The organism is Streptomyces sp. NPDC014733 (assembly GCF_043083385.1).
GTDB lineage: Bacteria > Actinomycetota > Actinomycetes > Streptomycetales > Streptomycetaceae > Streptomyces.
In genome coordinates this window covers 144,199-170,432 of record NZ_JBIBYO010000014.1, presented here as the reverse complement: position 1 = coordinate 170,432, position 26,234 = coordinate 144,199, and the positions used below count along the sequence as shown (strand labels likewise).

The 26,234-nt window shown below is 70.1% G+C and carries 21 protein-coding genes; 7 read left to right on the top strand and 14 right to left on the bottom strand.

Annotated elements, in window-relative coordinates; translation table 11 throughout:
* Positions 1–275: 275 nt before the first annotated feature.
* The 3 genes from ACF1BH_RS26520 to thyX all read right to left on the bottom strand — a co-directional run bounded on the left by ACF1BH_RS26520 (position 276) and on the right by thyX (position 3,860).
* A complete protein-coding gene (locus tag ACF1BH_RS26520; protein ID WP_391646319.1) occupies positions 276–1,961 on the bottom strand; it encodes a ribonuclease J in 1,686 nt (561 codons plus the stop codon).
* Positions 1,962–2,073: 112 nt separating this feature from the next.
* On the bottom strand, positions 2,074–2,973 hold the full coding sequence (gene dapA / locus ACF1BH_RS26515) for a 4-hydroxy-tetrahydrodipicolinate synthase (RefSeq protein ID WP_391646317.1): 900 nt from the start codon (positions 2,971–2,973) through the stop codon (positions 2,074–2,076).
* Between the two features lie 194 nt (positions 2,974–3,167).
* A complete protein-coding gene (gene thyX / locus ACF1BH_RS26510) occupies positions 3,168–3,860 on the bottom strand; it encodes an FAD-dependent thymidylate synthase (protein WP_391646331.1) in 693 nt (230 codons plus the stop codon).
* Between the two features lie 314 nt (positions 3,861–4,174).
* Between thyX and ACF1BH_RS26505 the strand changes: the two genes are divergently transcribed.
* Together ACF1BH_RS26505 and ACF1BH_RS26500 are read left to right on the top strand one after the other, a co-directional pair.
* Positions 4,175–4,414, top strand: a complete 240-nt coding sequence (locus ACF1BH_RS26505; RefSeq protein WP_391646315.1) for a hypothetical protein — start codon at positions 4,175–4,177, stop codon at positions 4,412–4,414.
* A 110-nt stretch (positions 4,415–4,524) separates the two neighbouring features.
* Positions 4,525–5,076 (top strand): hypothetical protein, encoded by a 552-nt coding sequence (locus tag ACF1BH_RS26500; RefSeq protein WP_391646313.1) that lies wholly within the window; start codon positions 4,525–4,527, stop codon positions 5,074–5,076.
* Positions 5,077–5,183: 107 nt separating this feature from the next.
* Here ACF1BH_RS26500 and ACF1BH_RS26495 read toward each other — a convergent pair whose 3' ends face one another.
* From ACF1BH_RS26495 to eccD, 6 genes are all read right to left on the bottom strand, one after another.
* A complete protein-coding gene (locus ACF1BH_RS26495; RefSeq protein WP_391646311.1) occupies positions 5,184–5,654 on the bottom strand; it encodes a hypothetical protein in 471 nt (156 codons plus the stop codon).
* Positions 5,655–5,659: 5 nt separating this feature from the next.
* Positions 5,660–6,412, bottom strand: a complete 753-nt coding sequence (gene dapB / locus ACF1BH_RS26490; RefSeq protein ID WP_391646309.1) for a 4-hydroxy-tetrahydrodipicolinate reductase — start codon at positions 6,410–6,412, stop codon at positions 5,660–5,662.
* Positions 6,413–6,447: 35 nt separating this feature from the next.
* Positions 6,448–7,839 (bottom strand): M16 family metallopeptidase, encoded by a 1,392-nt coding sequence (locus tag ACF1BH_RS26485; protein WP_391646329.1) that lies wholly within the window; start codon positions 7,837–7,839, stop codon positions 6,448–6,450.
* Positions 7,839–10,055 (bottom strand): polyribonucleotide nucleotidyltransferase, encoded by a 2,217-nt coding sequence (locus ACF1BH_RS26480; RefSeq protein ID WP_391646327.1) that lies wholly within the window; start codon positions 10,053–10,055, stop codon positions 7,839–7,841. The genes ACF1BH_RS26485 and ACF1BH_RS26480 overlap by 1 nt, the downstream gene beginning before the upstream one ends.
* A 292-nt stretch (positions 10,056–10,347) precedes the next feature.
* Positions 10,348–10,635 carry a 30S ribosomal protein S15 gene (rpsO, locus tag ACF1BH_RS26475; protein WP_030288085.1) on the bottom strand — a complete coding sequence of 96 codons (288 nt, stop codon included), beginning with the start codon at positions 10,633–10,635 and terminating at the stop codon, positions 10,348–10,350.
* Between the two features lie 154 nt (positions 10,636–10,789).
* Positions 10,790–12,250 (bottom strand): type VII secretion integral membrane protein EccD, encoded by a 1,461-nt coding sequence (eccD, locus tag ACF1BH_RS26470; RefSeq protein ID WP_391646307.1) that lies wholly within the window; start codon positions 12,248–12,250, stop codon positions 10,790–10,792.
* Between the two features lie 277 nt (positions 12,251–12,527).
* Between eccD and eccCa the strand changes: the two genes are divergently transcribed.
* Positions 12,528–16,484 carry a type VII secretion protein EccCa gene (eccCa, locus tag ACF1BH_RS26465; protein WP_391646305.1) on the top strand — a complete coding sequence of 1,319 codons (3,957 nt, stop codon included), beginning with the start codon at positions 12,528–12,530 and terminating at the stop codon, positions 16,482–16,484.
* Positions 16,485–16,620: 136 nt separating this feature from the next.
* Here the strand turns inward: eccCa and ACF1BH_RS26460 are convergent, their stop codons facing one another.
* Together ACF1BH_RS26460 and ACF1BH_RS26455 are read right to left on the bottom strand one after the other, a co-directional pair.
* A complete protein-coding gene (locus ACF1BH_RS26460) occupies positions 16,621–17,403 on the bottom strand; it encodes a WXG100 family type VII secretion target (RefSeq protein WP_391646303.1) in 783 nt (260 codons plus the stop codon).
* Entirely contained in the window at positions 17,400–17,708 is a 309-nt protein-coding gene (locus tag ACF1BH_RS26455; protein WP_391646301.1) for a hypothetical protein, read from the bottom strand. The genes ACF1BH_RS26460 and ACF1BH_RS26455 overlap by 4 nt, the downstream gene beginning before the upstream one ends.
* A gap of 235 nt (positions 17,709–17,943) precedes the next feature.
* On the opposite strand from ACF1BH_RS26455, the gene ACF1BH_RS26450 reads away from it, so the two are divergent.
* Entirely contained in the window at positions 17,944–18,351 is a 408-nt protein-coding gene (locus ACF1BH_RS26450; RefSeq protein ID WP_391646299.1) for a hypothetical protein, read from the top strand.
* 439 nt (positions 18,352–18,790) lie between these two features.
* Positions 18,791–20,797: an ATP-binding protein gene (locus ACF1BH_RS26445; protein WP_391646297.1), complete on the top strand. Its 2,007-nt coding sequence runs from the start codon at positions 18,791–18,793 to the stop codon at positions 20,795–20,797.
* A gap of 189 nt (positions 20,798–20,986) precedes the next feature.
* On the opposite strand, the gene ACF1BH_RS26440 is transcribed toward ACF1BH_RS26445, so the two are convergent.
* Positions 20,987–21,289: a hypothetical protein gene (locus ACF1BH_RS26440; protein WP_391646295.1), complete on the bottom strand. Its 303-nt coding sequence runs from the start codon at positions 21,287–21,289 to the stop codon at positions 20,987–20,989.
* Between the two features lie 369 nt (positions 21,290–21,658).
* On the opposite strand from ACF1BH_RS26440, the gene ACF1BH_RS26435 reads away from it, so the two are divergent.
* On the top strand, positions 21,659–21,988 hold the full coding sequence (locus ACF1BH_RS26435; RefSeq protein ID WP_391646293.1) for a hypothetical protein: 330 nt from the start codon (positions 21,659–21,661) through the stop codon (positions 21,986–21,988).
* A gap of 139 nt (positions 21,989–22,127) precedes the next feature.
* Positions 22,128–23,192 (top strand): PE-PGRS family protein, encoded by a 1,065-nt coding sequence (locus tag ACF1BH_RS26430; protein WP_391646291.1) that lies wholly within the window; start codon positions 22,128–22,130, stop codon positions 23,190–23,192.
* A 166-nt stretch (positions 23,193–23,358) separates the two neighbouring features.
* Here the strand turns inward: ACF1BH_RS26430 and mycP are convergent, their stop codons facing one another.
* Together mycP and ACF1BH_RS26420 are read right to left on the bottom strand one after the other, a co-directional pair.
* Positions 23,359–24,657: a type VII secretion-associated serine protease mycosin gene (mycP, locus tag ACF1BH_RS26425; RefSeq protein ID WP_391646289.1), complete on the bottom strand. Its 1,299-nt coding sequence runs from the start codon at positions 24,655–24,657 to the stop codon at positions 23,359–23,361.
* An 87-nt stretch (positions 24,658–24,744) separates the two neighbouring features.
* Positions 24,745–26,232, bottom strand: coding sequence for a hypothetical protein (locus ACF1BH_RS26420; protein ID WP_391646287.1), 1,488 nt, complete (start codon positions 26,230–26,232; stop codon positions 24,745–24,747).
* Positions 26,233–26,234 lie beyond the last annotated feature (2 nt).

Below are 26,234 nucleotides of genomic sequence, written 5' to 3'. Positions count from 1 at the left end.
GCTTTCCGGCCTTTCCGACTCTATCAGATCCGTTTCTCGCCGTTTCCGGTCCGAATTCGTTTCCGATTACCCGTCGGAGGGGTTTGCCTTTCGGCGTATTCCGACTTTATCAGATTTCTCCGGGCCGGAATTCCGCCTGGTTCACGGGGGCTCCCGTACGCGCAGGCGTGCGGTGGTTCCCGTTCAGGCGGAGCCGTAAACCTACTGGAGCGGGGCGCCCAGATGCAAATCTGGGCGCCCCGCTCCTCGGGCGTGCCTGTCGGCGGCCGTACCTGTCAGACCTCGACGACCACGGGAAGGATCATCGGGCGGCGACGGTAGTTGTCCGACACCCACTTGCCGATCGTGCGACGGATCAGCTGCTGGAGCTGGTGCGGCTCCACGACGCCGTCCTGGGCCGACCTGGCGAGAGCCTCGTCGATCTTCGGGATGACCGAGGAGAACGCCGAATCCTCGATGCCGGAGCCCCGGGCCTGGAGGTGCGGGCCACCGACGATCTTGCCGGTGCTGCTGTCCACCACCACGAAGACCGAGATGATGCCCTCGTCGCCGAGGATGCGGCGGTCCTTGAGGTGGGTCTCGGTGACGTCGCCGACCGAGAGGCCGTCGACGTACACGTATCCCGCCTGCACCTTGCCGACGATCTTCGCGACGCCGTTGACCAGGTCGACCACGACGCCGTCCTCGGCGATCACGATCCGGTCCTTGGGGACGCCGGTCAGCGCGCCCAGCTCGGCGTTGGCGCGCAGATGGCGCCATTCGCCGTGCACCGGCATGAGGTTCTTCGGCTTGCAGATGTTGTAGAAGTACAGCAGCTCGCCGGCCGAGGCGTGGCCCGAGACATGGACCTTGGCGTTGCCCTTGTGGACGACGTCGGCGCCCCAGCGGGTCAGGCCGTTGATCACGCGGTAGACCGCGTTCTCGTTGCCCGGGATGAGGGAGGACGCGAGGATCACGGTGTCGCCGGGGACGATCCGGATCTGGTGGTCGCGGTTGGCCATCCGGGACAGCGCCGCCATCGGCTCGCCCTGGGAACCGGTGCAGACCAGCACGACCTCGTCGTCCGGCAGGTCGTCGAGCGTCTTGACGTCCACGACCAGGCCCGCGGGGACCTTGAGGTAGCCCAGCTCGCGGGCGATGCCCATGTTGCGGACCATCGAGCGGCCGACGAAGGCGACCCGGCGGCCGTACTCGTGGGCGGCGTCGAGGATCTGCTGGATGCGGTGGACGTGGCTGGCGAAGCTCGCCACGATGATGCGCTTCTGCGCATTGGCGAAGACCGTGCGCAGAACGTTGGAGATGTCCCGCTCCGGCGGTACGAAGCCGGGGACCTCCGCGTTGGTCGAGTCGGTGAGGAGCAGATCGATGCCCTCCTCGCCGAGCCGGGCGAACGCCGGCAGGTCGGTCAGCCGGCGGTCCAGCGGCAGCTGGTCCATCTTGAAGTCGCCGGTGTGCACCGCCATGCCCGCGGGGGTGCGGATGGCGACCGCGAGGGCGTCCGGGATGGAGTGGTTGACCGCGACGAACTCGCAGTCGAACGCACCGATCCGCTCCCGCTGGCCTTCCTTGACCTCCAGGGTGTACGGACGGATGCGGTGCTCCTGGAGCTTCGCCTCGATGAGCGCGAGGGTCAGCTTGGAGCCGATCAGCGGGATGTCCGGCTTCTCCCGCAGGAGGTAGGGGACACCGCCGATGTGGTCCTCGTGGCCGTGCGTGAGCACGATGCCGTCGATGTCGTCGAGCCGGTCCCTGATGGACGTGAAGTCCGGCAGGATCAGGTCGATTCCGGGCTGCTCCTCCTCGGGGAAGAGCACTCCGCAGTCGACGATCAGCAGCCGGCCTCCGTACTCGAAGACCGTCATGTTGCGGCCGATCTCTCCCAGACCGCCGAGGGGCGTAACCCGCAGGCCGCCCTTGGGGAGCTTCGGGGGACGGCCGAGTTCGGGATGCGGATGACTCAAAAGACTCTCCTCACCACGCGCGCCACGCTGCCGTCGGGGCACGTGGCGCGCATGACATTCGTGCACTTGCTGTGGGGCGGTTAAGGGCCGTTTTCAGTTGTGAAGTCTGTGCTCAGAGTTGTACCCCGCCGGCGGCGAGGTCCCGCGTCAGCTGCTCCGTCTCCTCGGGGGCCAACTCCACCAGCGGCAGGCGCAGCGGCCCGCCGGGCAGGCCCTGCAGGCCGAGGGCCGCCTTGGTGGTGATGACGCCCTGGGTGCGGAACATGCCGGTGAAGACCGGCAGCAGCTTCTGGTGGATCTCCGTGGCCTTGGCGACGTCGCCGGCGAGGTGGGCGTCCAGCAGGGCGCGCAGCTCGGGGGTGACGACATGGCCGACGACGGAGACGAAGCCGACGGCACCGACGGAGAGCAGCGGGAGGTTGAGCATGTCGTCGCCGCTGTACCAGGCGAGGCCGGAGCGGGCGATGGCCCAGCTCGCGCGGCCGAGGTCGCCCTTGGCGTCCTTGTTGGCGACGATCCGGGGGTGCTCCGCCAGCCGGACAATCGTTTCGGTGTTGATCGGGACGCCGCTGCGACCCGGGATGTCGTACAGCATCACCGGCAGGTCGGTGGTGTCGGCGATGGCCGTGAAGTGCCGCAGGAGGCCTTCCTGCGGCGGCTTGCTGTAGTACGGCGTCACCGCGAGCAGGCCGTGGGCGCCGGCGTCCTGTGCGGCGCGGGCCAGCTCCATGCTGTGCCGGGTGTCGTTGGTACCGGCTCCGGCCACCACGAACGCGCGGTCACCGACGGCGTCGACCACGGCGCGGACCAGCTGTGCTTTCTCCGCGTCGCTGGTGGTCGGGGACTCTCCGGTGGTGCCGTTGACGACGAGACCGTCGTTGCCGGCGTCCACCAGGTGGGCGGCGAGCCGCTGCGCGCCGTCGAGGTCGAGGTCGCCATCCGCCGTGAACGGCGTGACCATGGCGGTCAGCACTCGCCCGAACGGGGTCTGCGATGTGGAAGTCGGAGCCATGGGTCCCACGCTACTCGTAGCTCACCGCTGGATGTGCCGCCGGGGAGCAGGGATGTGGACTCCGGCACTGCCTGCTCGGGGGTTCAAGCAGTGCCGGGTCCGTTTCTTCAGCGTAGATGAAGTTCTCAAAATGCTGCAATACGGACACCTCCCGGGTCGGGGCCCCGGAGGTGCCGCGGTGCAGGTCGGCGGCGTTACGGGGCGATGCGGCCGTTGGCGTTGAATGCGCCGTACGTGAGCGGCATCAGGCGGGCCCAGTGGGCCTCCATCTGCTCGCCGACCATCTCGATCTCGCGCTGCGGGAAGGACGGCACCTTCGCCTGCTCGTGCTGGGTGCGCAGCCCGAGGAAGTGCATCAGGGAGCGGGCGTTGCAGGTGGCGTACATGGAGGAGTAGAGGCCGACGGGCAGGACCGCGCGGGCGACCTCGCGGGCGACGCCCGCGGCCAGCATCTCCTGGTAGGCGGCGTACGCCTGGCGGTAGGAGTCCTCCATGGCGCGGCTGGTCAGCTCGTGCTGCTCGGGGGTGCCCTCGACGAACTCGTACTTGCCGGGGCGGCCCTGCTGGACGAGCTTGCGGTCGGCGCCGGGGACGTAGAAGACGGGCTCCAGGCGGCGGTAGCGGCCGGACTCCTCGTTGTACGACCAGCCGACGCGGTGGCGCATGAACTCGCGGAAGACGAAGATCGGGGCGCTGATGAAGAAGGTCATGCTGTTGTGCTCGAACGGGCTGCCGTGCCGGTCGCGCATCAGGTAGTTGATCAGGCCCTTGGAGCGCTCCGGGTCCTTCTGCAGCTCTTCGAGGGACTGCTCACCGGCGGTGGAGACGCGGGCCGCCCAGAGCACGTCGCTGTCCGCGGCGCTGTGCTTGACCAGCTCGACCGTCACCTCGCTCCGGAAGCGGGCAAGATCGCTGTCGGAGCTGTCAGGGCCGTCAGGGCTCTGCGTGCTCGCGGCGGGGGTCTGGGACACCGGTGGTTCCTTCCGTTCGTTCCGTGCGGCGTCCAGCCTACGGCCCGCCACTGACAGCGCGGGAAATCCCGCCTGATGCGGTGTTAGCGGGCAAAAGGGACCCCGGTGTCCGGGGCGGACGGGGCCGTTGATATTTTTCACAGAAGTTACTGGAAACGGGCACCAAACGGACGCCTCAGGCGTCTCACTCTGTGAAAGTGCCCACTTCGAGGTTCCTAGGAGAGCCCCAGATGTTCCGCCGGCGTGAGCCCGTCCCGTTCGCCTTCGTCGCCGAGGCAGACCGGTTCCGCAGCAATGTCACTCCCCCGCCCCGGGAACGCGCCTCGCGCTCCCAGCTGGCGGGCCGCACGCTGATCACCCTGACCGTGGTGGGGGGCCTGGCCGGCTCCCTGCTGTTCGGGCTTCCGGCGCTGCAGCAGGAGGCGCCGGGCGCAGCGAGTACGCATCAGTCCGAGGCCGCGCACCGCTGACCTGCGGGCCGGAGCCCACCCGAGCCGAAGGGCTCGGGTGGTTCCGGCCCCGCACTGCCGATAGCCTCACCGGTCACAGCTTCCATCAGTGCCCTGAGTGAGGATCAGCCGTGCCCCTGCCCTTCCTGACGGCCGACCGCGACCTCGACGTCGACGACCGTACGGCGGCCCCGCCGCTGCCCCATGAGGCGCCCGAGCGCTGGCGGCGGCCGTACCGGCCCGGCCCCTGGCGGGTGGGGATCTCGGCCGTGGCCCTGCTGCTGGCGTCGTTCGTGCTGCTCTCCGCCATGATCATCGGCTTCGCCGGTTCGCTGCCGGGCGCTGTGACCTGTGTGGTGCTGGCGCTGATCGTCATCGGTCTGGCACTGCGGATGCTCCGGGTGGGCGTCTGGGTCAGTGCGCACGGACTGCGCCGGGTCGGTCTGTTCTCCACGGTCACCGAGGCATGGGGCGCCACCGGGGCGCTGCGGACGGTGCAGCAGCCGGTGCGCTGGCTGGGGCTGCCCCGGACGGTTCAGGGGCAGGCGCTGGTCGACCGGCGGGTGTCCGGTTCGTCGCGGGTGCTGCTCACCGACCACGGCGCCGACTTCCTCTCCCGTCCGGAGGCGTTCGAGCGGGCGGCCGATGTCCTGGAGGCGTGGGCCGCGGAGTACCGCAAGTAGATAGACAGATGACGACGGCGCCCGGCCGGGAGTTGAATCCCGGCCGGGCGCCGTCGTCGTATGTGCCGTGATCACGCGGGCCCGCGGCCGTATGCCCTGGTCAGGGGTCAGGTACGGGCCGGGGCCCCGTCGTGGAGAGCGATGGCGCGCTGCATGGCCTTGCGGGCACGGGGGGTGTCGCGGGCGTCGTGGTAGGCGACGGCGAGGCGGAACCAGGACCGCCAGTCGTCGGGCGCCTCCTCCGTCTCGGCCTGCCGCCGGGCGAAGATCGCGTCGGCGGCGTCCCGGTCGATCCGGCCGCCCGGGGAACGGGTGGGCGCCTCGTCCGCCACGCCCGCCGCGCTTCCCTCGCCCTCCTCCGCCGCCAGCTCACGGCCGAGGCGGTGGGCGTCGCGGGCGAAGCGGGTGTTGTGCCAGAGGAACCACGCGCCGATGACCGGCAGGACGAAGGCTATGGCGCCCATGCCCATCGCGGCCGGCTCCCCCGTCAGCAGGAGCAGCACGCCCTCCATCGCGACCACGCCGAAGACCAGCACCAGCACGGTCGCGAGGAAGAAGTAGGTGATCTTTCCGCCCATGACGCTCAGCCCAGGTCGAGGAAGTGTTCCAGGCCCACCGTCAGGCCCGGGGTGGACACCACACGGCGCGCGCCGAGCAGGATGCCCGGCATGAAGCTGCTGTGGTGCAACGAGTCGTGGCGGATGGTGAGGGTCTCCCCCACGCCGCCGAACAGCACCTCCTGGTGGGCGAGGAGCCCGCGCAGCCGTACCGAGTGCACGGGGACGCCGTCGACCGAGGCGCCGCGGGCGCCGTCCAGCGCGGTGCTGGTGGCGTCCGGCTGCGGTGCGCAGCCGGCCTCCGCGCGGGCGGCGGCGACGAGCTGCGCGGTGCGGGTGGCCGTACCGGACGGGGCGTCCGCCTTGTTCGGGTGGTGCAACTCGATGACCTCGGCCGATTCGAAGAACTTGGCGGCCTGCCGGGCGAAGGTCATGGTCAGCACCGCGCCGACGGAGAAGTTCGGCGCGATGAGCACGCCGGTCCCCGGGGAGGCGGCCAGCGCGGTGCGCAGCTGCGCGAGGCGCTCGTCGGTCCAGCCGGTCGTCCCGACCACGCCGTGGATGCCGTGGCGGACGCAGAAGTCGAGGTTGCCCATGACGGCGTCCGGGTTGGTCAGCTCGACGGCGACCTGGGCGCCGGCGTCGGTCAGCGCCTCCAGGGAGTCGCCGCGGCCCAGCGCCGCGACCAGCTCCATGTCCTCGGCGGCCTCGACGGCCTTGACGGCTTCCGAGCCGATACGGCCCTTGGCGCCGATCACGGCCACGCGCAGCTTGCTCATCGTGTCAGCTCTCTTTCGGTGGTACGGCGAACGGGTCAGGCGACGGCTTCGTGCAGCCGGTCGGCCTGCCGGTCCTTCAACGGTCCGATGACGGACAGCGAGGGCCGCACGCCCAGGACCTCGCGGGCCACCTCCCGGACCTCGTCGGGGGTGACGGCGGCTATCCGCTCCAGCATCTCGTCGACGGAGAGCTGGGCGCCCCAGCACAGCTCGCTCTTGCCGATGCGGTGCATCAGGGCGCCGGAGTCCTCCAAGCCGAGGACGGTGGAGCCGCGCAGCTGGCCGATGGCCCGGCGGACCTCGTCGTCGGTGAGGCCCTCGGAGGCGACCTGGTCGAGTTGGTCGCGGCAGATCGCGAGGACGTCGCGCACCTGGTTGGGGCGGCAGCCCGCGTAGACGCCGAACAGGCCGCAGTCGGCGTAGCCGGAGGTGTACGAGTACACGCTGTAGGCCAGGCCGCGCTTCTCGCGGACCTCCTGGAAGAGGCGGGAGCTCATGCCGCCGCCGAGAGCGGTGTTGAGGACGCTCAGGGCCCAGCGGCGCTCGTCGGAGCGGGCCAGCCCCGGGGTGCCGAGGATGACGTGGGCCTGCTCGGACTTGCGGTTGAGGTGCTCGACGCGGCCCCCGGCACGCAGCGTGCGGGAGCCCGCACGCGGGGCGAGCGGGGTGGCGTCCGCGGTGTCGAGGGCACCGGCCCGCTCGAAGGCGCGGCGGACCAGACGGACGACCTTGGCGTGGTCGACGTTGCCGGCGGCGGTGACGACGAGGTGCGTGGGGTCGTAGTGCTTCTTGTAGAAGCGGCGGATCCGCGCGGGGGTGAGGGCGTTGACGGTGTCGGGGGTGCCGAGGACCGGGCGGCCCAGAGGCGTGTCGCCGAGCATCGTGTGGGCGAAGAGGTCGTGGACGCCGTCACCCGGGTCGTCCTCGGTCATCGCGATCTCTTCGAGGATCACCCCGCGCTCGGCCTCGACGTCCTCGGCCTCGATCAGCGAGCCGGTGAGCATGTCGCAGACGACGTCGATGGCGAGCGGCAGGTCCGCGTCGAGGACCCGCGCGTAGTAGCAGGTGTACTCCTTCGCGGTGAAGGCGTTCATCTCGCCGCCGACGGCGTCGACGGCTGCGGAGATGTCCAGGGCGCTGCGCCGCTCCGTGCCCTTGAAGAGCAGGTGCTCCAGGTAGTGGGTGGCGCCGTTGAGCGACGGGGTCTCGTCGCGGGAGCCGACGTGCGCCCAGATGCCGAAGCTGACCGAGCGGACGGTGGGCAGGGTCTCGGTGACCACCCGCAGACCGCCGGGGAGGACGGTCCGGCGGACGGTGCCCGCGCCGCCCTCGCCCTTGAGGAGTGTTTGGGTACGGGCGACGGCCCGCCCCTCCGAAGAGGTGCGGGCCGTCGGGCGGTGAGAGCCACCCAGAGGGGAAGGCTGGATCACTTGGCGGCGTCGTCCTTCTTGTCGTCGCCGTCCTCGTCCTCGACCACGGGGATCAGGGAGAGCTTGCCGCGCTGGTCGATCTCGGCGATCTCGACCTGGACCTTGGTGCCGACACCGAGCACGTCCTCGACGTTCTCCACGCGCTTGCCACCGGCGAGCTTGCGGATCTGCGAGATGTGCAGCAGGCCGTCCTTGCCCGGGAGCAGGGAGACGAACGCACCGAAGGTCGTCGTCTTCACGACGGTGCCCAGGTAGCGCTCGCCGACCTCCGGCATGGTCGGGTTGGCGATGCCGTTGATCGTGGCGCGGGCGGCCTCGGCGGCCGGGCCGTCGGCGGCACCGATGTAGATGGTGCCGTCGTCCTCGATCGTGATGTCGGCGCCGGTGTCCTCCTGGATCTGGTTGATCATCTTGCCCTTGGGGCCGATGACCTCACCGATCTTGTCCACGGGGATCTTGACGGTGATGATCCGCGGGGCGTTGGGGGACATCTCGTCCGGGACGTCGATGGCCTCGTTCATCACATCGAGGATGTGGAGGCGGGCGTCGCGGGCCTGCTTGAGCGCGGCGGCCAGGACCGAGGCGGGGATGCCGTCGAGCTTGGTGTCGAGCTGCAGGGCGGTGACGAACTGCTTGGTACCGGCGACCTTGAAGTCCATGTCGCCGTAGGCGTCCTCCGCACCGAGGATGTCGGTGAGGGCGACGTAGTGGGTCTTGCCGTCGATCTCCTGGGAGATCAGGCCCATGGCGATACCGGCGACCGGGGCCTTGAGGGGCACACCGGCGTTCAGCAGCGACATGGTGGAGGCGCAGACCGAGCCCATGGACGTCGAGCCGTTGGAGCCCAGCGCCTCGGAGACCTGGCGGATCGCGTAGGGGAACTCCTCGCGGGTCGGCAGGACCGGCACGATGGCGCGCTCGGCGAGCGCACCGTGGCCGATCTCGCGGCGCTTGGGCGAGCCCACGCGGCCGGTCTCACCGACGGAGTACGGCGGGAAGTTGTAGTTGTGCATGTAGCGCTTGCGGGTCACCGGGGAGAGGGTGTCCAGCTGCTGCTCCATGCGGAGCATGTTGAGGGTGGTGACGCCCAGGATCTGGGTCTCGCCACGCTCGAACAGCGCCGAGCCGTGCACGCGCGGGATGGCCTCGACCTCGGCGGCGAGCGTACGGATGTCCGTGACGCCACGGCCGTCGATGCGGACCTTGTCCTTGATGACGCGCTCGCGGACCAGCTTCTTGGTCAGCGCGCGGTAGGCACCGGAGATCTCCTTCTCGCGGCCCTCGAACTGCGGGAGCAGCTTCTCGGCGGCGATCTCCTTGACGCGGTCGAGCTCGTTCTCCCGCTCCTGCTTGCCGGCGATGGTCAGCGCCTGGGCCAGCTCGTCCTTGACCGCGGCGGTGAGCGCCTCCAGGACGTCGTCCTGGTAGTCGAGGAAGACGGGGAACTCGCCGGTCGGCTTGGCGGCCTTGGCGGCGAGGTCGGACTGGGCCTTGCACAGCACCTTGATGAAGGGCTTGGCGGCCTCGAGACCGGCGGCGACGACCTCTTCGGTCGGGGCCTCGGCGCCGTCCTTGACCAGCTGGACGGTCTTCTCGGTGGCCTCGGCCTCGACCATCATGATCGCGACGTCACCGTCGGGCAGCACACGGCCGGCGACGACCATGTCGAAGACGGCGTTCTCCAGCTCGGTGTGGGTCGGGAAGGCGACCCACTGGCCGTTGATCAGCGCGACACGGGTGCCGCCGATCGGGCCGGAGAAGGGCAGGCCGGCCAGCTGCGTGGAGCAGGAGGCGGCGTTGATCGCGACCACGTCGTAGAGGTGGTCGGGGTTGAGCGCCATGACCGTCTCGACGATCTGGATCTCGTTGCGCAGGCCCTTCTTGAAGGAGGGGCGCAGCGGGCGGTCGATCAGGCGGCAGGTGAGGATCGCGTCCTCGGAGGGCCGGCCCTCGCGGCGGAAGAAGGAGCCGGGGATCTTGCCGGCCGCGTACATCCGCTCCTCGACGTCGACCGTCAGGGGGAAGAAGTCGAGCTGGTCCTTGGGCTTCTTCGACGCGGACGTGGCCGACAGCACCATGGTGTCGTCGTCCAGGTACGCGACGGCGGAGCCGGCGGCCTGCTTGGCCAGGCGGCCCGTCTCGAAGCGGATGGTGCGGGTGCCGAAGGTGCCGTTGTCGATGACGGCTTCGGCGTAGTGGGTCTCGTTCTCCACCAAGAAAATCTCCTCGTCAGCGTCCGCCGCCCGTGTGGCGGCGGACCTTCGTCGGGGAGCGCCGGTACGGGCCGGTCTTCGATCGAAGCTCCCGGGGCGGACCGCGCAGACGTCTCGCGCGGGGTACATCCGGGGGCCACTACCGAGGACCGGCGGCCAGGGGGCGCTCCCCCTCGTTCGGTTGTGCTCACACCAGACTACAAAGCTTCCGACCGCCTCGCGGCGACGCCGGTGTCCGGTGCGTACGGCAAAGGGAGCGGCCCCCGGTGGGAACCGCTCCCTTCACGGCGTCTTACTTGGCGCCCGCCGCGCCGCGGCGGATGCCCAGGCGCTCGACCAGCGCACGGAAGCGCGTGATGTCCTTCTTCGCCAGGTACTGCAGCAGACGGCGGCGCTGGCCGACGAGCAGCAGCAGACCACGGCGGGAGTGGTGGTCGTGCTTGTGGGTCTTGAGGTGCTCGGTCAGGTCCGAGATGCGGCGGGAGAGCAGGGCCACCTGGACCTCGGGGGAGCCGGTGTCGCCTTCCTTCGTGGCGAACTCGGACATGATCTGCTTCTTCGTGGCGGCGTCGAGCGACACGCGATACTCCTCTGGGTGATCGGTCCGGGAGCGTCCCTGGATTTGCTTCACAGGGAATCTTCAAGACTCACGGCGGACCGTCACACAGCGTACCAGCCGACGGCGACGGCCCCCCGGGCGGGCCGGGGGGCCGTCGTGAGGTGCGGGGCGCCGGTCAGTTGCCGGTCAGGCCGCGCACCCTGGCGTAGACGTCCAGGACCGCGAGGCAGAGCGGCACCAGGGAGAGCAGGACCAGGCTGTCGAAGAGGTCGAAGATCCGGCCCCAGAAGGGGGTGACACCCTTACGGGGGACGACGAGCCCGACGCCGACGAGCAGGGCGGCACCGGCGGCGATGCTGGCGGAGAACCAGACGGTGCGGATGTTGAGCGGGCCGGAGTCACCGAAGCGGGCCAGCTCGACGAGGGCGTCGACCGGCGGGTGGAGCGCGATGCCCAGGATGAGCAGCACGATCGTGAGGATGCCGGCGACGACCATGCAGGCGATCTGCGCGGTGTAGTCGAAGAGCCGGGCGCGGAGCATGATCGTGATGCCCGCGGCCAGCGCCATCAGCTGGGCCCACATGTTGTCGGAGAAGCCGAGGACGACACCGGCGGAGCCGACGACCAGGGCGGAGCAGCCGGCGACGAGGCCGAGCAGCAGTTCGTGGCCGCGGCGGGCCTGGTTGCCGATCTTGACGTAGTCGACGGCCTCGGAGTCGCGGTCGGCGTCGTAGCCCTTGGCGATCTGGTCGGGCGACTTGTAGCCGATGGGCAGGCGGGCGAAGCGGGCCGAGAGGCCGGGCAGCCAGGCGACGAGCGCGATGGAGACGGCGGCGGTGACGGCGGCGACCTCGATGGGGGCGGCGTCGGTGAGGATCGCGGCGAAGACCGCGAGGGTGCCGATCGCCGAGAGGAAGGCGGCGGCGACGAAGGGGGCGTCGCCCTGCGGCAGCAGCACGACCAGCAGGACCGAGGCGATCAGGACGACGACGCAGCCGACGAGGAGGTGGAGGCGCCCGGGGCCCTCGCCCGCGTCGACGGGGAAGATGCCGGAACCGGCGATCAGCAGATGCGGCAGCGAGGCGAGGCCCAGCGCGATGGAGGAGCCGTGGTCGTCGTAGACGCGGGCGCGGACACCGGAGACGGCGACCAGCACGATGCCGACGACGCCGGCGATGATGCCGGGCAGCCGGTGCATGTCACGGTCGACCGGGTTCGAGAACCAGAGGGCGAACGCCATCATCGTGAGCAGCAGGACGCCGGCGGTGAGGCCGACGTAGTGCATGAGGTCGTCGCTCCAGCGGGTGCGGTTCTGCTTGACCGCGGAGGCGACGGCGTCCGAGACGTCGTCGAAGACGGGGAGCGGCAGCGATTCGGCGAACGGCTTGAGCAGGAGGAGGTCGCCGTCGAGGATCTGCTGCTGCGCGAGCGACTGGCCGGCGTCGAGGACGGTGCCGTCGCGGCGCACGAGGTGATATCCGGTGGGGGCGCCCTCCGCCTGGGACTGCCCCGACAGGCGCAGGATCTCCGGGTAGATGTCGACGAGTGCGACGTCCTCCGGCAGTGCCACATCGATCCGTGCGTCCGGCGCGGCGACTGTGACCCGGCAGAAGCCGGTACCTGTGGTCGTGCTCACCTGGCGGTTCCCCCTATCCGTTGGGTGTTTTGTCGCGTGCGTGGCGTATATGTGGAGCCATATACGGATCCCTGTGGGAGCCCTATTCACGCCGTCGCGGCACGCTCGCGGGGCGTCAGCGTACCGCCCGATTCGGCGCTTGCCCCACTCCCCCCGAGACTTGACTCCAAACAGTAGGATCAACGCCTGCGTCGGGCCAAGGACTTGGCTCGGGGGGACCGTCGAATCCAACGGGGGCGGTCCGAGACTGCGAGATGCATGAAGGACTGATGCCTCGGTGAGCGTTGTCATCGTCAAGCGCCCGCCCCGCGCGCTGCCACCTGAAGTTCCTGGTGAGGAGGTGACGCTGGAGGCGCCTCCCGAACTCCCCCGGGAAGGGGAACAGGAGAACATCCTGATGATGTTCATGCCCATGATGGGTATGGGCTCATCGGCCGCATTCCTTTTCATGGGCGGCCAGCCGTTCATGAAAATCATGGGTGGCGTGATGGTGGTTTCCACCCTGGCAATGGCGATCGTACAGATCGTCAAAGCCCGCCAAGGCCCTTCCGGGCAAATGGTTCAGGAGCGCCAGGATTACCTCAAGTACCTTTCGCAGAAGCGAAAAGAGGTACGACGCACCGCGCGAAAGCAGCGTGATGCGCAGCTGTTCACGCACCCCGATCCCGGACAGCTGTGGTCGGTGGTCGCGGAGGGCAAGCGGGTCTGGGAGCGCCGGGCGAGCGACCCGGACTTCGCACAGGTGCGGCTGGGGCTCGGCCCGCAGCAGCTGTCGACCCCGCTGAAGGCGCCGGAGACCGCGCCGGTCGACGAGCTGGAGCCGCTGACCGCGCACGCGATGAAGGAATTCCTCGACAAGCACGGGCACTTGGAGAACCTCCCGCTCGCGGTGTCGCTGCGCGCCTTCTACCACCTGACGGTCTCCGGCGACCCGGACACCGTCTACGGCGCCACCCGCGCGATGGTGGCGCAGCTGTGCACGCTGCACTCCCCCGAGGACCTGATGGTCGCGGTCGTCGCCTCGCCGGGTGCGCAGGCGGAGTGGGAGTGGACGAAGTGGCTGCCGCACGTCCAGGACAAGACCACGGACGGTGCGGGCAGTCGCCGGCTGGTCGTCGGTGACCTCGGCGAGGTCGAGGAGCTGCTCGCGGACGAGCTGGAGGGCCGCGGCCGCTTCAACCCGCAGGGCACGCCGGTGACGGACACCCCGCACCTGGTGGTCCTGCTGGACGCGGGCGAGGTGCCGATCGACTCGGTGATCGCCGGTGCGGAGGGGCTCCAGGGCGTCACGATCATCGAGGTCGTCCCCGGCGACCTCGACGAGATCCGCGGCGGTCTGGCCGTACAGGTCTGGCCGGGCAAGCTGGTGCTGGAGTCGGCCAACGGCGCGGTGTACGAGGGGGTCTGCGACACCCTGTCGATCCCGGAGGCGGAGGCGCTGGCGCGTCAGCTGGCGCCGCTGCGGGCCGGTGCCGGCGCGGACGGCGAGGAACCGCTGCTGTCCAACCTGGACTTCACGGACCTGATGGACATCGGCGACGCCGGCTCCGTCGACGTGCAGCGCACCTGGCGACCGCGGACGCTCCACGAGCGGCTGCGGGTGCCGATCGGTGTCGACCGGGACGGCCAGCCCGTCATGCTCGACATCAAGGAGGCGTCCCAGGAGGGTATGGGTCCGCACGGCCTGTGTGTCGGTGCGACCGGTTCCGGTAAGTCCGAGGTGCTGCGCACCCTGGTGCTGGCACTGGCGGTCACCCACTCGTCCGAGACGCTGAACTTCATCCTCGCGGACTTCAAGGGTGGCGCCACCTTCACCGGTATGTCGGAGATGCCGCACGTCGCGGCGGTGATCACCAACCTCGGTGAGGACGTCTCGCTGATCGACCGTATGCGCGACTCGATCACCGGCGAACTCCAGCGCCGTCAGGAGCTGCTGCGCTCGGCGGGCAACTACGCGAACATCACCGACTACGAGAAGGCGCGTGCCGCGGGTGCGCCGCTGGACCCGCTGCCGTCGCTGGTGATGATCATCGACGAGTTCTCCGAGCTGCTGGCCGCCAAGCCGGACTTCATCGAGATGTTCATCCAGATCGGCCGTATCGGCCGTTCGATGGGTGTGCACATGCTGCTCGCCTCGCAGCGTCTGGAGGAGGGCAAGCTCCGCGGTCTGGACACCTTCCTGTCGTACCGGCTGGGTCTGCGGACGTTCTCCGCGGCCGAGTCGCGGACCGCGATCGGTGTGCCGGACGCCTACCACCTGCCGAACGTTCCCGGTTCCGGCATCCTGAAGTACGACACCGAGACGATGGTGCAGTTCAAGGCCGCGTACGTGTCGGGCCCCTACCGCGGTCCCGGTGCCGGCGGCGGGGGCGGCGGCGGGCGGGCCAACCGGCTGCCGGTGCCGTTCACGGCGGCGCCGGTCGCCGAGCAGATCATCGAGGACCCGACGCCGATCGAGCCGGAGGCGCCGCAGCAGGACGACGCGCTGGCCGACACCGTGCTGGACGTCATCGTCCACCGGATGCAGGGCCAGGGCCCGCCGGCGCACCAGGTGTGGCTGCCGCCGCTGGAGGAGGCGCCGACCGTCAACCAGCTGCTGCCCGCGCTGGCGGTCACCCCCGAGCGGGGCGTGCACGCGCCGGAGTACAGCGCGCTCGGCAAGCTCGTGGTGCCGGTCGCGCTGGTGGACAAGCCGTTCGAGCAGCGGCGTGACGTGATGTACCTGGACTTCTCGGCCGGTGCTGGTCACGGTCTGGTCGTCGGTGGTCCGCAGTCCGGCAAGTCGACGCTGATCCGTTCGGCCATCGCGTCGTTCGCGCTCACCCACACCCCGGCCGAGGTGCAGTTCTACTGCCTCGACTTCGGTGGCGGCGGCATGCTCGCCATGGAGGGGCTGCCGCACATCGGCGGGGTCGCCTCCCGGCTGGACGCGGAGAAGGTGCGCCGTACGGTCGCGGAGGTCGTCGGGATCCTCAACGAGCGTGAGGAGTTCTTCCGGCAGCACAACATCGACTCCATCGGCACCTACCGCCAGCGGCGTGCCTCGGGTGCGTTCCCGGACCAGAAGTGGGGCGACGTCTTCCTCGTCATCGACGGCTGGTCGACGTTCAAGACCGACTACGAGCAGCTGGACCCGGTCATCCTCGACATCGCCGGTCGCGGTCTGGGCTTCGGTATCCACCTGATCGTCGCCGGTTCGCGTTACACCGAGGTCCGTCCGGCCCTGCGCGACCAGCTCCTCAACCGTGTCGAGCTGCGGCTCGGCGACGCGATGGAGTCGGAGTTCGACCGCAAGCGCGCGGAGAACGTGCCGATGGGCAAGCCGGGCCGCGGTCTGTCGCCGGAGAAGCTGGACTTCCTGGCCGCGCTGCCGCGGCTGGACGGCAACAGCGATCCGGAGTCGCTCAGCGAGGGCATGGCGAATCTGGTGGAGACGGTCAAGGAGCACTGGCAGGGCGAGCCCGCCCCGCAGGTGCGGATGCTCCCGACGATGCTGTACGCCCGGGATCTGCCCAAGGGCAGCGACTACCCGGACCACGGCATCGCCATCGGTGTCGACGAGACGACGCTGTCGCCCGCCTTCGTCGACTTCGAGACCGACCCGCTGCTGGTCATCTACGGCGAGAGCGAGTCGGGCAAGTCGTCGCTGCTGCGCCTGCTGACCAAGCAGATCGCCGAGCGGTACCCGTCCGAGAAGGCGCTGATGGTGGTCTCCGACTACCGCCGCGCGCTGCTCGGCGAGGTTCCGGAGAGCCATCTGTACAAGTACTGCGCGGCGGGGCCTCAGCTGGAGGAGGTCATCTCCGGTCTCGCCGGTTCGCTGGGCCGCCGGATGCCGGGCCCGGACGTCACACCGGAGCAGCTGCGCAACCGGAGCTGGTACGACCTGCCGGACGCGTTCGTGATCGTGGACGACTACGACCTGGTGGCGACGAGCAGCGGCAACCCGCTGCAGCCGCTCCTGGAGTATCTGCCGTTCGCCCGTGACCTGGGTCTGCGCCTGATTCTGGCGCGTACCTCCTCGGGTGCCGGACGGTCCTCGTTCGAGCCGGTGATGCAGCGGACGAAGGAGCTGGGCGCGCAGGGCCTGATCCTCTCGGCCGACCCGGGCGAGGGTCCCCTGATGGGCAACGTCAAGGGCCAGAGCCTGACGCCCGGCCGGGCCACGTTCGTCACGCGCAAGCGCGGCGCACAGCTGGTCCAGACGGGCTGGCTGCCGGCGAACGGCCGCTGATCCGCGGCCTCGGCACGACAACGGCGGTGGGGCGTCCCTCTTCGGAGGGGCGCCCCACCGCCGTTGGTGCGGGAGGTGTTTCCGTTCCGTACGGGCCCGGGGGCGGCTCCTGCGGCCGGCCGGGCCCGGGGACGGCTCAGCCGAAGGCGCCGTGCCGGCCGACATCGGGGCGGACGCCGTCGGACGGGGCGGCGGCGGGCTCGGCGCCCGGCGCCGCGGCGGGTGCCGGGCCGGCGGCCGGAGCAGCGGCCTGTCCGTCCTTCGCGTCCTTGGTGCCCTTCGGGTCCTTGGCTCCCTTCGCGCCCTTCGGGTCCGCGCCGTTGAAGCCCTTGCCCGCCGGTGCGGCGCCCTTCGTCCCGCCCGTGCCGGAGGCGGCGTCGGGGGTGCGGGCGCCCTTGGCGACGCCGGCGCCGCCGCGGCGGGGGCCGCCGGGGCCGAACGGGTCGGGGCCCGCGGGCGCGTCGGAGACCGCCCATTCGCCCTTCAGCGGCGGGCGGGCGCTCTGGCCGCCGCCGCCCTTCCTGCCCCGGGCGAAGCCGCCGAGCGCGTTGCCCAGCTGCCCGAGGGCCATCACGCCGTACGTCAGATCGCGGCCGCTGTCCGCGGAGTCGCCGGCCGGGGCGGCGGGCGCCGGGGCGTCCTTCGCCGCGCCGTCGTGCTCCGGTGCGGCGGGCCGGGCGGCGGCGGAATCCAGGTCGGCGGCGGCCAGTTCGAAGACCGGCAGCGCCTCGTCCACCGACCTCTTGAGGCGGTGCCAGTCGGCGGCGAACGCCTCGCCCGCGGGGCCCTGCCAGTCGGCGGCCGCCGCCCGGGCCACATGTGTGTCCAACTCGCGGACCATGCCGTCGAGGTGGCTGCCCATCTCCCGCCATCCGGCCGCGGCCTCGTGCAGCGCCTCCGGATTGCCCTGCCCCGTCATCCGACACTCCTGATCATCGCGTCCAGCCCGTCCTCGACCGCCTGCGTCGAGACGGCGGTCTGCCGTATGCCGTCGCCGACCTCGGCGAGCCGCTCCCGCAGCTGCCCGAGGGCGCGTTCTGCCTGCTCGTACAGTTCCCGGTGCGAACGGGCCGCCGCCTCGTCACCGAAACCGTCGCGCAGGGCGGCGGCATCGGCGCGGCGCCGGAATGCCGTCAACTGCCGTGCCAGATCGTCCGCGTGTTTTTCGAAGACCGTGCCGAGCTTGTGCAACTGCTCGGTATCGGTCCGGACTTCGTCGGACATCTTTTCTCCCCGTATTTGACGGCGGTGACCTGCCGGACATCGTCTCAGATGTAGCACATCGGCAAAGGGCGGCCACCCGGCCGTTCGGCGGCCGGACGGCTCACTCCGGAATGCGCGGTACGCAATTTCCGGCAATAGCGACAACCCGCCTTGACGTCCTGTTCCTGCCCGTCATTAGACTCGTGACGCCGGTGCAGCACACGTGGTTGCTGTGCCACACGTTCAAGGGGGCAGCATGAGCAACGAACGGCAGATCCAGGACGAGGACCTGATGGATGTCGCCCAGGATCCGGAGCAGGCACACCGGCTGCGCAAGGCGCTGAAGACCCTGGCGGACAACCCGAACGTCGGCGGTTCGCTCCAGGAGATGGCCAAGGAGGTCCTGTCCGGGCGGATCGGTATGAAGGAAGCGATCCAGACGCCGTCGTACATGGACGCGATCGGCGACCGCCTCGGGGAGATGCGGCGCGCGGCGGAGAACCAGACGATGGCGGAACGCGAGGAGTCGCGCGAGAAGTTCGCCGCCTGGCAGAAGCAGCAGGAGGAGCAGGCGGACCAGGAGCGCGCCGAGCGTGACGGCCCGTCCTCCGGCCTCGTCACCGGCCCGCGCCGCGGCCGCGGCGGCTCCTCCCACCGGAGCTGAGACCGGAGCCGGCACAAGGGGGAGGGGAGGAGATCCCGCTCGCGGATCTCCTCCCCTCCCCCTTCCCGTTTCCACCCCGCAATTCCTTCCGATCTCTCCTCCCCTCCCTTTCCCGATTTCCCCTGTTCCTTCACACCGCTTTCATGCCGCGCGGCAACTCGCCTCCCCGGCAGCCCCCGAAGAGGTGCGCCCGCCGCGGGCCCGCCGTGTTCCGTCCGGTAAAGGGCGTACGGAAATCGGGAGTACGGGGCTTTTGGCGCGAAAAGCGGCCGCCTGATCGTGGAGCGGACGTCCGATACGCGGTCCGCGATCGGCCGGACGCACCCCGTGTACCGGTTCCGGAACAGCCCGGACCCGAAGACTCCGGGGGCGCGGCGCGGATCATAAGATCGCCGATGGAGCCGGAATACGACGGCGAGACGGTGAAGGGCGGGATTTCATGGGGGACGAGGAAGTCATCGACGCCTCGCGGCCGGACGGCGTCACGGCGCCCGGATACGCGCCGCATCCGTACGTCGGCGGCCGCACCCCGGTGCTCCGCGCACTCGCCGCCTGGCGGATGAGCTGGCCCGGCGCGCCCCGTGTGATCGCGCTGACCGGCGCCCCGGGCAGCGGACGCGGGCGCCTGCTCACCGGCTTCCTGATGCTGTGCGACCCCGAGTCCCGCAACGGACTGCCGGTGGACGAGCTGGACCCGGCGACGGTACCGCCGGACCTCCCCGCGCCCGCCGTGCCGGACCCCGGCGGGCTCACCGCGGCGCAGTTCCTGCGGACCGCCGCCGATCACCTCGGTCTCGCCGCCACCCGCCCCGCCGACCTCGTCACCGAGCTGGGCGCACGCGAGGAGCCGGTGACGCTGGTGGTCCCGGACGTCGCCGCGGCGGGCCCCGTGCGCGCCGCCGGGGAGCCGGCGCGCCTGGTGCGCGAGGTCCTCGCCCCTCTCGCCGCCCTCCCCGCCGTGCAGCTGCTGGCCGTCGTCCCGCGCGAACTCGCTGCCGAGCTGACCGCGGCGGTGCCGCGGGGCCAGGCGCAGATCATCGACCTGGACGCACCGGAGTGGGCCGATCCGGACGGGCTGGTGGCGCACGCCGCGACGGCGCTCGACCCGGCCCGGGGGGCGCCCGCCCTGCCGTTCACCACCGACCCGCAACCGCGCGCTGCGCTCGCGGCGGCGCTGGGAGCCCGCGCCGCCGGGAGCCATCTGACGGTGGAACTGGCCGTCCGGTCCGCGCTGCTGGCCCCGGAGGGGTTCGACCCGGCGGACCCGGAGCAGCTGCCCGCCACCGTGGGGCAGGCGGTCGATCTGCACGCCCGGCGGCTGGGCGCGGATCCGCGGCTGCTGCGGCTGCTGCTGGCGCCCCTCGCGCTGGCCGAGGGCGAGGGGCTGCCGCTCCCGCTGTGGGGCGCGCTGGCGAGTGCGGTGGCGGAACGCGATCTGGGCCGGGAACTGACCGACGGCGCCTTGCTGACCGCCCCGTTCGTGGACCGGGTGGAGGCCCCGTCCGACGCGGGGGACGGCGTCGACGGCCGGAGCCTGATCCGCCTCGTCCACCCCGCGCTCGCCGCGGAGATCCGGGAGCGGCTACCCGATGTCCGGGGCGCACAGACCCGGATCGCCATGAGACTTCTGGAGGCGGTGCCCGACCAGGACTGGTCCCGGGCCGACCCGTACGTCCGCGACCGTCTCGCCGGCCACACCCTGGACGCCGGGCTGCTGCCCCAACTCCTCACGGATCCGGGCCTGTTCGCCCATGCCGACCCGGTGGCGCTGCGCGCCGCCGTCGAGGCCGTGCCGCTCCAGGAGCTGGGCGCCCCGGCCCGTACGTATCTGCGCACGGCGCCGCTGCTGACCCGTACGCGGGCGGCTCCCGCCCTCCGCGCGGCCTTCCTGGAGACGGCGTTCACCGAGGACGGGCTGCGGCCGTACGCACAGGCGCTGCACGGCCTCGGTCTCGCCCTGCCGTGGCGCACCCTGTGGAGCCTGCCGCCCGCCGGGGCGACCGCCGTCGCCACCGGTGTGCTGCCGGGCGGCCCGGTCCCGGTCCCGGTGGCGGTCTGCCGCGTCCCGGCCGCGACGCCGGGCGCCCGCGCGCTGCCCGGGGGCGACGGCGCGTGCGTCGTCCACGCCCTGGCGGACGGCGCCCCGCTCGACGCGGCGCCCGAGCAGGTGGTGCACCCCTCCGCGGAGGAACATGCCGCCGCACCGTTCACCCTCACCCGGGGCGACGACGGCGTCCGCGTCCATGACCGGCGCACCCAGGAGGTGGTGGCGGCGGTGCCGGCCGACTCCCCCGTCCTCGGCGCCGATCTGTCGCCGGACGGCGTCCTGCTCCTCACCACCGAACGCGGCGTCACGGCCCGACAGATCCTCGCCGCGATGTCTGCCGCCCCGCCGCGGTCGGGGGCCGACGGCGGGTCTGCTCCCCGAGGCCCCCGGGGACGGTAGGGAGCGGGCTCTCGCCGGCACCCCTGGCGCAGCCCCCCGGGGCGTTCCTCTCCCGCGCCGGCCGCCGGTCTTACGGGGCGGGGCTTACGTGGCTTACGGCTTCGGGCTGCGGGTGGGGCGGGGCCGCTGGTGGTTCAGTCCGGACGGTGCGGTGGCGGGGTCACGCCCGACGCGCCTGCGGTGATCGGCTCAGGGCAGCAGCAGCCAGTCCGCGGCGAGGGCGGCGGCCAGTCCGATGCCGAGCAGCCAACTCCCCAGCCGGGTACGCCCGTGGCGGCTGAGTTCGATCACCACGCCGCACAGCACCAGCGCCGCGCCGTAGACCCCGACCACCAGCACCGAGGTCCGACTGGCCAGCCGCACCACCAGCACCACGGCCATCGCGCCCATCATCACCGAGGCCAGGGCGATCCGTATCCGCCGCGCCTGACGGGGCGTCGCCGCCGTCCGTTCCCCCGAAAGAGGCTCTTCCTCGCCCCTGGCTGCTTCCATGATCCGAGATGCTACGGGACCGCCCGCCCCGGCCCGGCCCGCGCTCCCCACGGGGCAACACCCCGCCGCGGACGCCCGGTTCGCACCCCACACTCCACCGGGGAAACCGCCTCCCGCCCCTCCCTTTCCGCGCCCTCCCCTTCCTCGTCCTCCCCCGTCATTGCCGAGAATTCTCCGCCCCACGCACCGACGGGATTCCCCTCCCACGGACCGGAATCCATCCCACCCGCTCAACCCACCCGCCACCGCTCCACAATTCCCACATTTCCTACACAATCCCATTTGACGCGACACCATGGAGATCACCTAAAGTGAGAGTGTTGAATGTGAAAATTGCCATGCGGAAATGGGCATGCAACGGGGGCAGCGATGGCAGACAAGGCTTTTGACGTAGAACCGGACGTGCTGAAGGCACAGGGCACCGCGTTCGTCCACCTCGGCAGCGACTTCAGCAAGGCGTCGAAGAAACTCCAGGACGACCTGGAGAGCATCGGCGACCCCTGGAAGAAGTGCGACTTCGGGGAAATCTTCGACACCATCTACGACCCGATCAAAAAGGGCATGTTCACATCGATGGACTCGCTCGGGGAACGCCTTGAGGGAATCGGCGAGAAGCTCGGCGAGATGGCCCGGTCCTACGCGACCTCCGACGACCAGGGCATCCACACGATCAGCGCCGTCGGCCGCCCCGTGATCTGACGGGGCCGACACCCCACGCCTTCCGGCCCCACGCTCCGCGTTCCCGGGGCCTCCCCGGCATTTCTTCCCACACCGCGAATCGGCCCGCCGACCGCGGCCACGTCACACTTCTCTGCCACACCGTACGGGGGACAACACCGTGTCATTGACGCTTCCCGAAGAGGTCACCTGGGTCCTGGACCTCCTGGGATACGAATGGCCCGAGGCCGATGAGGACGCGCTCTTCGACTGCGCGGCGGCATGGCGCACCTTCGCCGAACAGGTCAACGAGACCCTTTCCCAGGGCTCGTCCGCAGCCAACGAGGTGATGTCCGCCAACTCCGGTGAAGCCATCGAGGGTTTCGCCGACGAATGGGGCTCGTTCGCCGGTGGCGGGAACAGCGGCGACCACTATCTCCGCGACGCCGCGGCGGCGGCCGAAGTCATCGCCCTCGCATTCGACGCCGCAGCGCTCGCCGTCATCGAAGGGAAAGTCGCGGTCATCGTCCAGCTGGTGATGCTGGCCGTGGAACTCATCTCCGCACAGGCCGCGGCACCGTTCACCCTGGGCCTCTCCGAATTGGGCGCGGCCGGCGTCACCCAGGCGACGCGCCTGATCGTCCGGCAGATCCTCGACAAGCTCAAGCGCGAAGTGGTGCAGGCGGCCACCAAGGCCATGGAGCACGCCACCATGGACGCCATCAAGAAGATGGCGAAGAAGGCGGTCTCCAAGGAATCCCGCAAGCTGGCGACCGACTACATCAAGAAGACCGTCAAGGAAGAGGTCAAGGACAAGGTCGTCGACGAGGCGAAGAACCAGGCCAAGGAGTTCGCCAAGGACACCGTCGTCGAGGGCGCCAAGGAAAAGGCCAAAGAAGCCGGCACCGAAATGGGCCAGAACATCGCCGAGCAGGGCATCGAGGCCCACTTCGGCGAACGCGACGGAATCCGGTGGAATGAAACCGCCGACATCGGCAAGGAAAAGGCCAAGGAGTACGCCGACGACGTCCAGACGGACGCGAAGGAGCGGCTGGGGAACTACCGGGACGGCGCCGCCGGCCTCGCCGACCCCACCAGCTACACCGACCGCGCCCAGACCGACCTCACCGAACGCGGTCTGAACCACGCCCAACGCCAGGCAGACCGGCACACCGGCGGCGCCGCCACCCGCCACCAGGAACACACGGACACGGTCAAGGAACACGTCCGGTCCGTTTTCGGCTGAGGCGATCCGTCACACGGACAAGAGCGGAGTGACGGACTCACCACCGCGCCATCTCCGCCCGCCGTCACCCGCTCCGCACATCCCCCACCCACCCGTCAGGGCCCGGCAGTCCAAGAACTGCCGGGCCCTGACGACGTTTCAACGGGGCGATGCCCTCAGCGGTACCTCACCGGCCGGGAGGCGCCGGCGGGTAGGGGCCCTGCCCACCGGGCTGCTGCTGGTAGGCACCGGGCTGCTGGTACGTCCCCTGCTGCGGCGGCACCCCCGGCCCACCAGGCCCACCGAATCCCATGGGCCCACCAGGCGGAGGACCATTCCGCCGCTTCTTCTTCACGACGACCAGAACGATGATGAAGACAATCACGAAGAGCACGATCAGCGAGAATCCGATGATCCCGAAAACCGCACGGATGTTACTGGTGTCCCGCGGCTCCGTCGCATCCGACCGGTTCGACGGCTTCATCAGACCGTCGTCACTCGCCTCGGGCGACTTGAGCGGCCCGTTCTTCGACCCCGCCGGAATATCGGCGGTCAACGCCTTGTACGGGTCGATGACGCCGTAGCCGTAGTACGGATCGGGCGTCTCCGTACCGGCGGGCGCCTTCGCCGTCTTCACCAGACGATTCGCGATCTGCCCGGCCGTCAGGTCGGGGAACTTGGAACGGAGGAGGGCGGCGGCGCCGGAAACATACGCAGTGGCGTCGGAGGTTCCACGAGTGAACTGGTAGGGCTCGGTGGCCGCGGCAGAGCGAATGTGCACCCCGGGGGCCGAAAGGAGGAGGTGGGATCCGTAGTTCGAGTTCTCCCAGATCTTGCCGTCCTGACTCACGGCTCCAACAGCGATTACCCCTGGCGCAGCAGCTGGATAGTAGCTATTTCCGGATCCCGTGTTCCCCGACCCCGCAACCAGAAGAACATCTTTCTTCATCGCATAAGCTACGGCATCCTTCTCTTCTTGCGTCAAAGCACCCGCACCAGCGAATGACATGTTGACCACTTTCGCGCCGTGATCAACCGCAAACCTCAAGGGCTTTGCAATGCCGTCGGTGTACTCACTCTCATCGGAGTCCGAGTCTTTAATGGCAAGGATCTTGGCATCGGGAGCCAGCCCCTTCACCCCCTGTGAACCACCAGGGCCATGCCCATGGCCCGCAATGATGGAGGCCATGCTCGTTCCGTGATCATTCTCGGTCTCCTGATCAGCAGGGGAACCCGTGCTGAAGTTCTGCCCCTCCAGGACACTGCCCTTGAGGTCAGGGTGTTGCCCATCGACGCCATTGTCGATAACTGCAACAGTGACGCCCTTTCCAGTAGAAACCTGCCAGGCCTTATCTGCGCTCAGGGACCGTAGGGCCCATTGGTCCTCCCTCACTTGGTCTGCCGAAGCGACCGGCGCGGTGCCGAAAAGCAGCGCTCCAGCCACTGCAGCGCCGCTCACCGCCCGCAGCGTCCGCGTGAAGCTCATGCCGTACACCCTTCCTTAGAGAAGGGGGCCCGCAGCCCGAAGACTGCGGGCCCCCTCGTCTCCGCCGATTACCTGGCCGGTGAGTCTCTACTCGATGACCTTCGGAGCCACATTACGCTCAGGCGTCCAGGTCTCCTCGTCTTCCACGAGGTAGTCGGGACGCTCGCCGTTCTCGTTCTTGCCGCGGCCCTTGGCTCCGTTCGCGCCGGGAACGCCGGCCATCCCTGCGGGGCGTCGGCCCCCGAGGTTGCCCTTCTGCGTACCACCACGGCTGCGGTGCAGACCGGAGCCACCCTGGGCGCCACCACCGGTCTTGCCCTTGGCGCCGCCGACCACGCCGCCCTTCTGCTTGGCCAGCGCGCTGCCGCGTCCGGCCGCCGCGCCACCCTTGGCACCTCCGGCGCCGCGGCCTGCGGCGCCTCCCATGCCCGGCATACCGGCGCGGCCACCACGGGCTCCCGCACCGCCTGCGGCACCGCCGCGTCCGGCGACACCGCCACCGATCATTCCGGCGCCACCGGGCATACCCGCGGAGCTGGATCCGGTGCCGGCGCCGGCACCGCTCCCACCGCCGATGCCGGCACCGCTGCCGATGCCTGCACCACCGGCGAGGCCGCCGCCGGTGCCCGAGAGCCCCCCGCCTCCGGCCCCTCCGCCCCCGAGGCCGTCAAGTCCGGTGTTGACACTGGGCATCGTGGACGTCTTCGGCATCGGACTGTTCACCCCGCCGGAGATGCCGTCATGACGCGGCCCCTCAAGGCCGGGTGGCGACTGGTAGCCACCGCCATGAGGCTTCGGAATGTCCGTCTTCGGCACCGAAGGCTTCGGCGGATTCATCACGCTGTTCGGAATGGGGACGAACGGCGGTGGCGTCGGTGTATCGCCCGGAGGGGGTACCTCCTTCTCACCGACGCGACTGGGCGGCGGCTTCCCGATCGCCGCCACATTCGACCTGTAGGACGACCCCAGGTACTCCATGATGATCGCCGTCTGGAGCTGGCGCTCCTTGCCCTCCGAGAGCTCACCGGAGTTGCCGTTGAGGACGTCCTCGGTCGGCTTTCCGGCCTCCAGCTCGCTGTTGGCCTTGGAGTCGTCGCGCCCGCCCTTGGATCCGAAGGTGACCACCTTCAGGGCGTAGTTACCGGCGGCGTCGAGATTGCTCTCGGTGCCCGTCGGCTTCTTCATGTCGTCGATCTTCTGCTTGTAGTCGCTCAGCGACGCTTCGACGCCATTCATGACGTCGTGCATGTTGATCGCCCAGGGGCCCGCATTGGCGATGTTGTCGCTGATCGTCTTTGCGGTCCGACGGAATCCCTCTGCAGCCTGACCACCCCAGGCTTCCAGAACTTCTTTGATGGCGTCGTCGAATTCCTTCCGCAGCCCACCACGGCCGTCCTCGCCAACGAGGCAGTCGTGGATCCACTTCCAGTTGGTCGCGACTTCCTTGACCTTGCCAGGCTTGGCGTCAGCCACCATGGCCTTCAACTGGTCCATGTTGTACTGGTAGAACTTGGTTTCGTGCTTGGCGTAGAAGCAACCCTTGTCGGTGGTGACTCCGCCCTTGTTCTCGCTCACGA

Bases quoted from the DNA above. Each gene is read 5' to 3' on its own strand.
- dapA (WP_391646317.1), bottom strand. From the start codon at position 2,973: ATGGCTCCGACTTCCACATCGCAGACCCCGTTCGGGCGAGTGCTGACC.
- ACF1BH_RS26505 (WP_391646315.1), top strand. From the start codon at position 4,175: ATGTTCCGCCGGCGTGAGCCCGTCCCGTTCGCCTTCGTCGCCGAGGCA.
- ACF1BH_RS26495 (WP_391646311.1), bottom strand. From the start codon at position 5,654: ATGGGCGGAAAGATCACCTACTTCTTCCTCGCGACCGTGCTGGTGCTG.
- dapB (WP_391646309.1), bottom strand. From the start codon at position 6,412: ATGAGCAAGCTGCGCGTGGCCGTGATCGGCGCCAAGGGCCGTATCGGC.
- ACF1BH_RS26460 (WP_391646303.1), bottom strand. From the start codon at position 17,403: ATGACGGGGCAGGGCAATCCGGAGGCGCTGCACGAGGCCGCGGCCGGA.
- ACF1BH_RS26455 (WP_391646301.1), bottom strand. From the start codon at position 17,708: ATGTCCGACGAAGTCCGGACCGATACCGAGCAGTTGCACAAGCTCGGC.
- ACF1BH_RS26450 (WP_391646299.1), top strand. From the start codon at position 17,944: ATGAGCAACGAACGGCAGATCCAGGACGAGGACCTGATGGATGTCGCC.
- ACF1BH_RS26445 (WP_391646297.1), top strand. From the start codon at position 18,791: ATGGGGGACGAGGAAGTCATCGACGCCTCGCGGCCGGACGGCGTCACG.
- ACF1BH_RS26440 (WP_391646295.1), bottom strand. From the start codon at position 21,289: ATGGAAGCAGCCAGGGGCGAGGAAGAGCCTCTTTCGGGGGAACGGACG.
- ACF1BH_RS26435 (WP_391646293.1), top strand. From the start codon at position 21,659: ATGGCAGACAAGGCTTTTGACGTAGAACCGGACGTGCTGAAGGCACAG.
- mycP (WP_391646289.1), bottom strand. From the start codon at position 24,657: ATGAGCTTCACGCGGACGCTGCGGGCGGTGAGCGGCGCTGCAGTGGCT.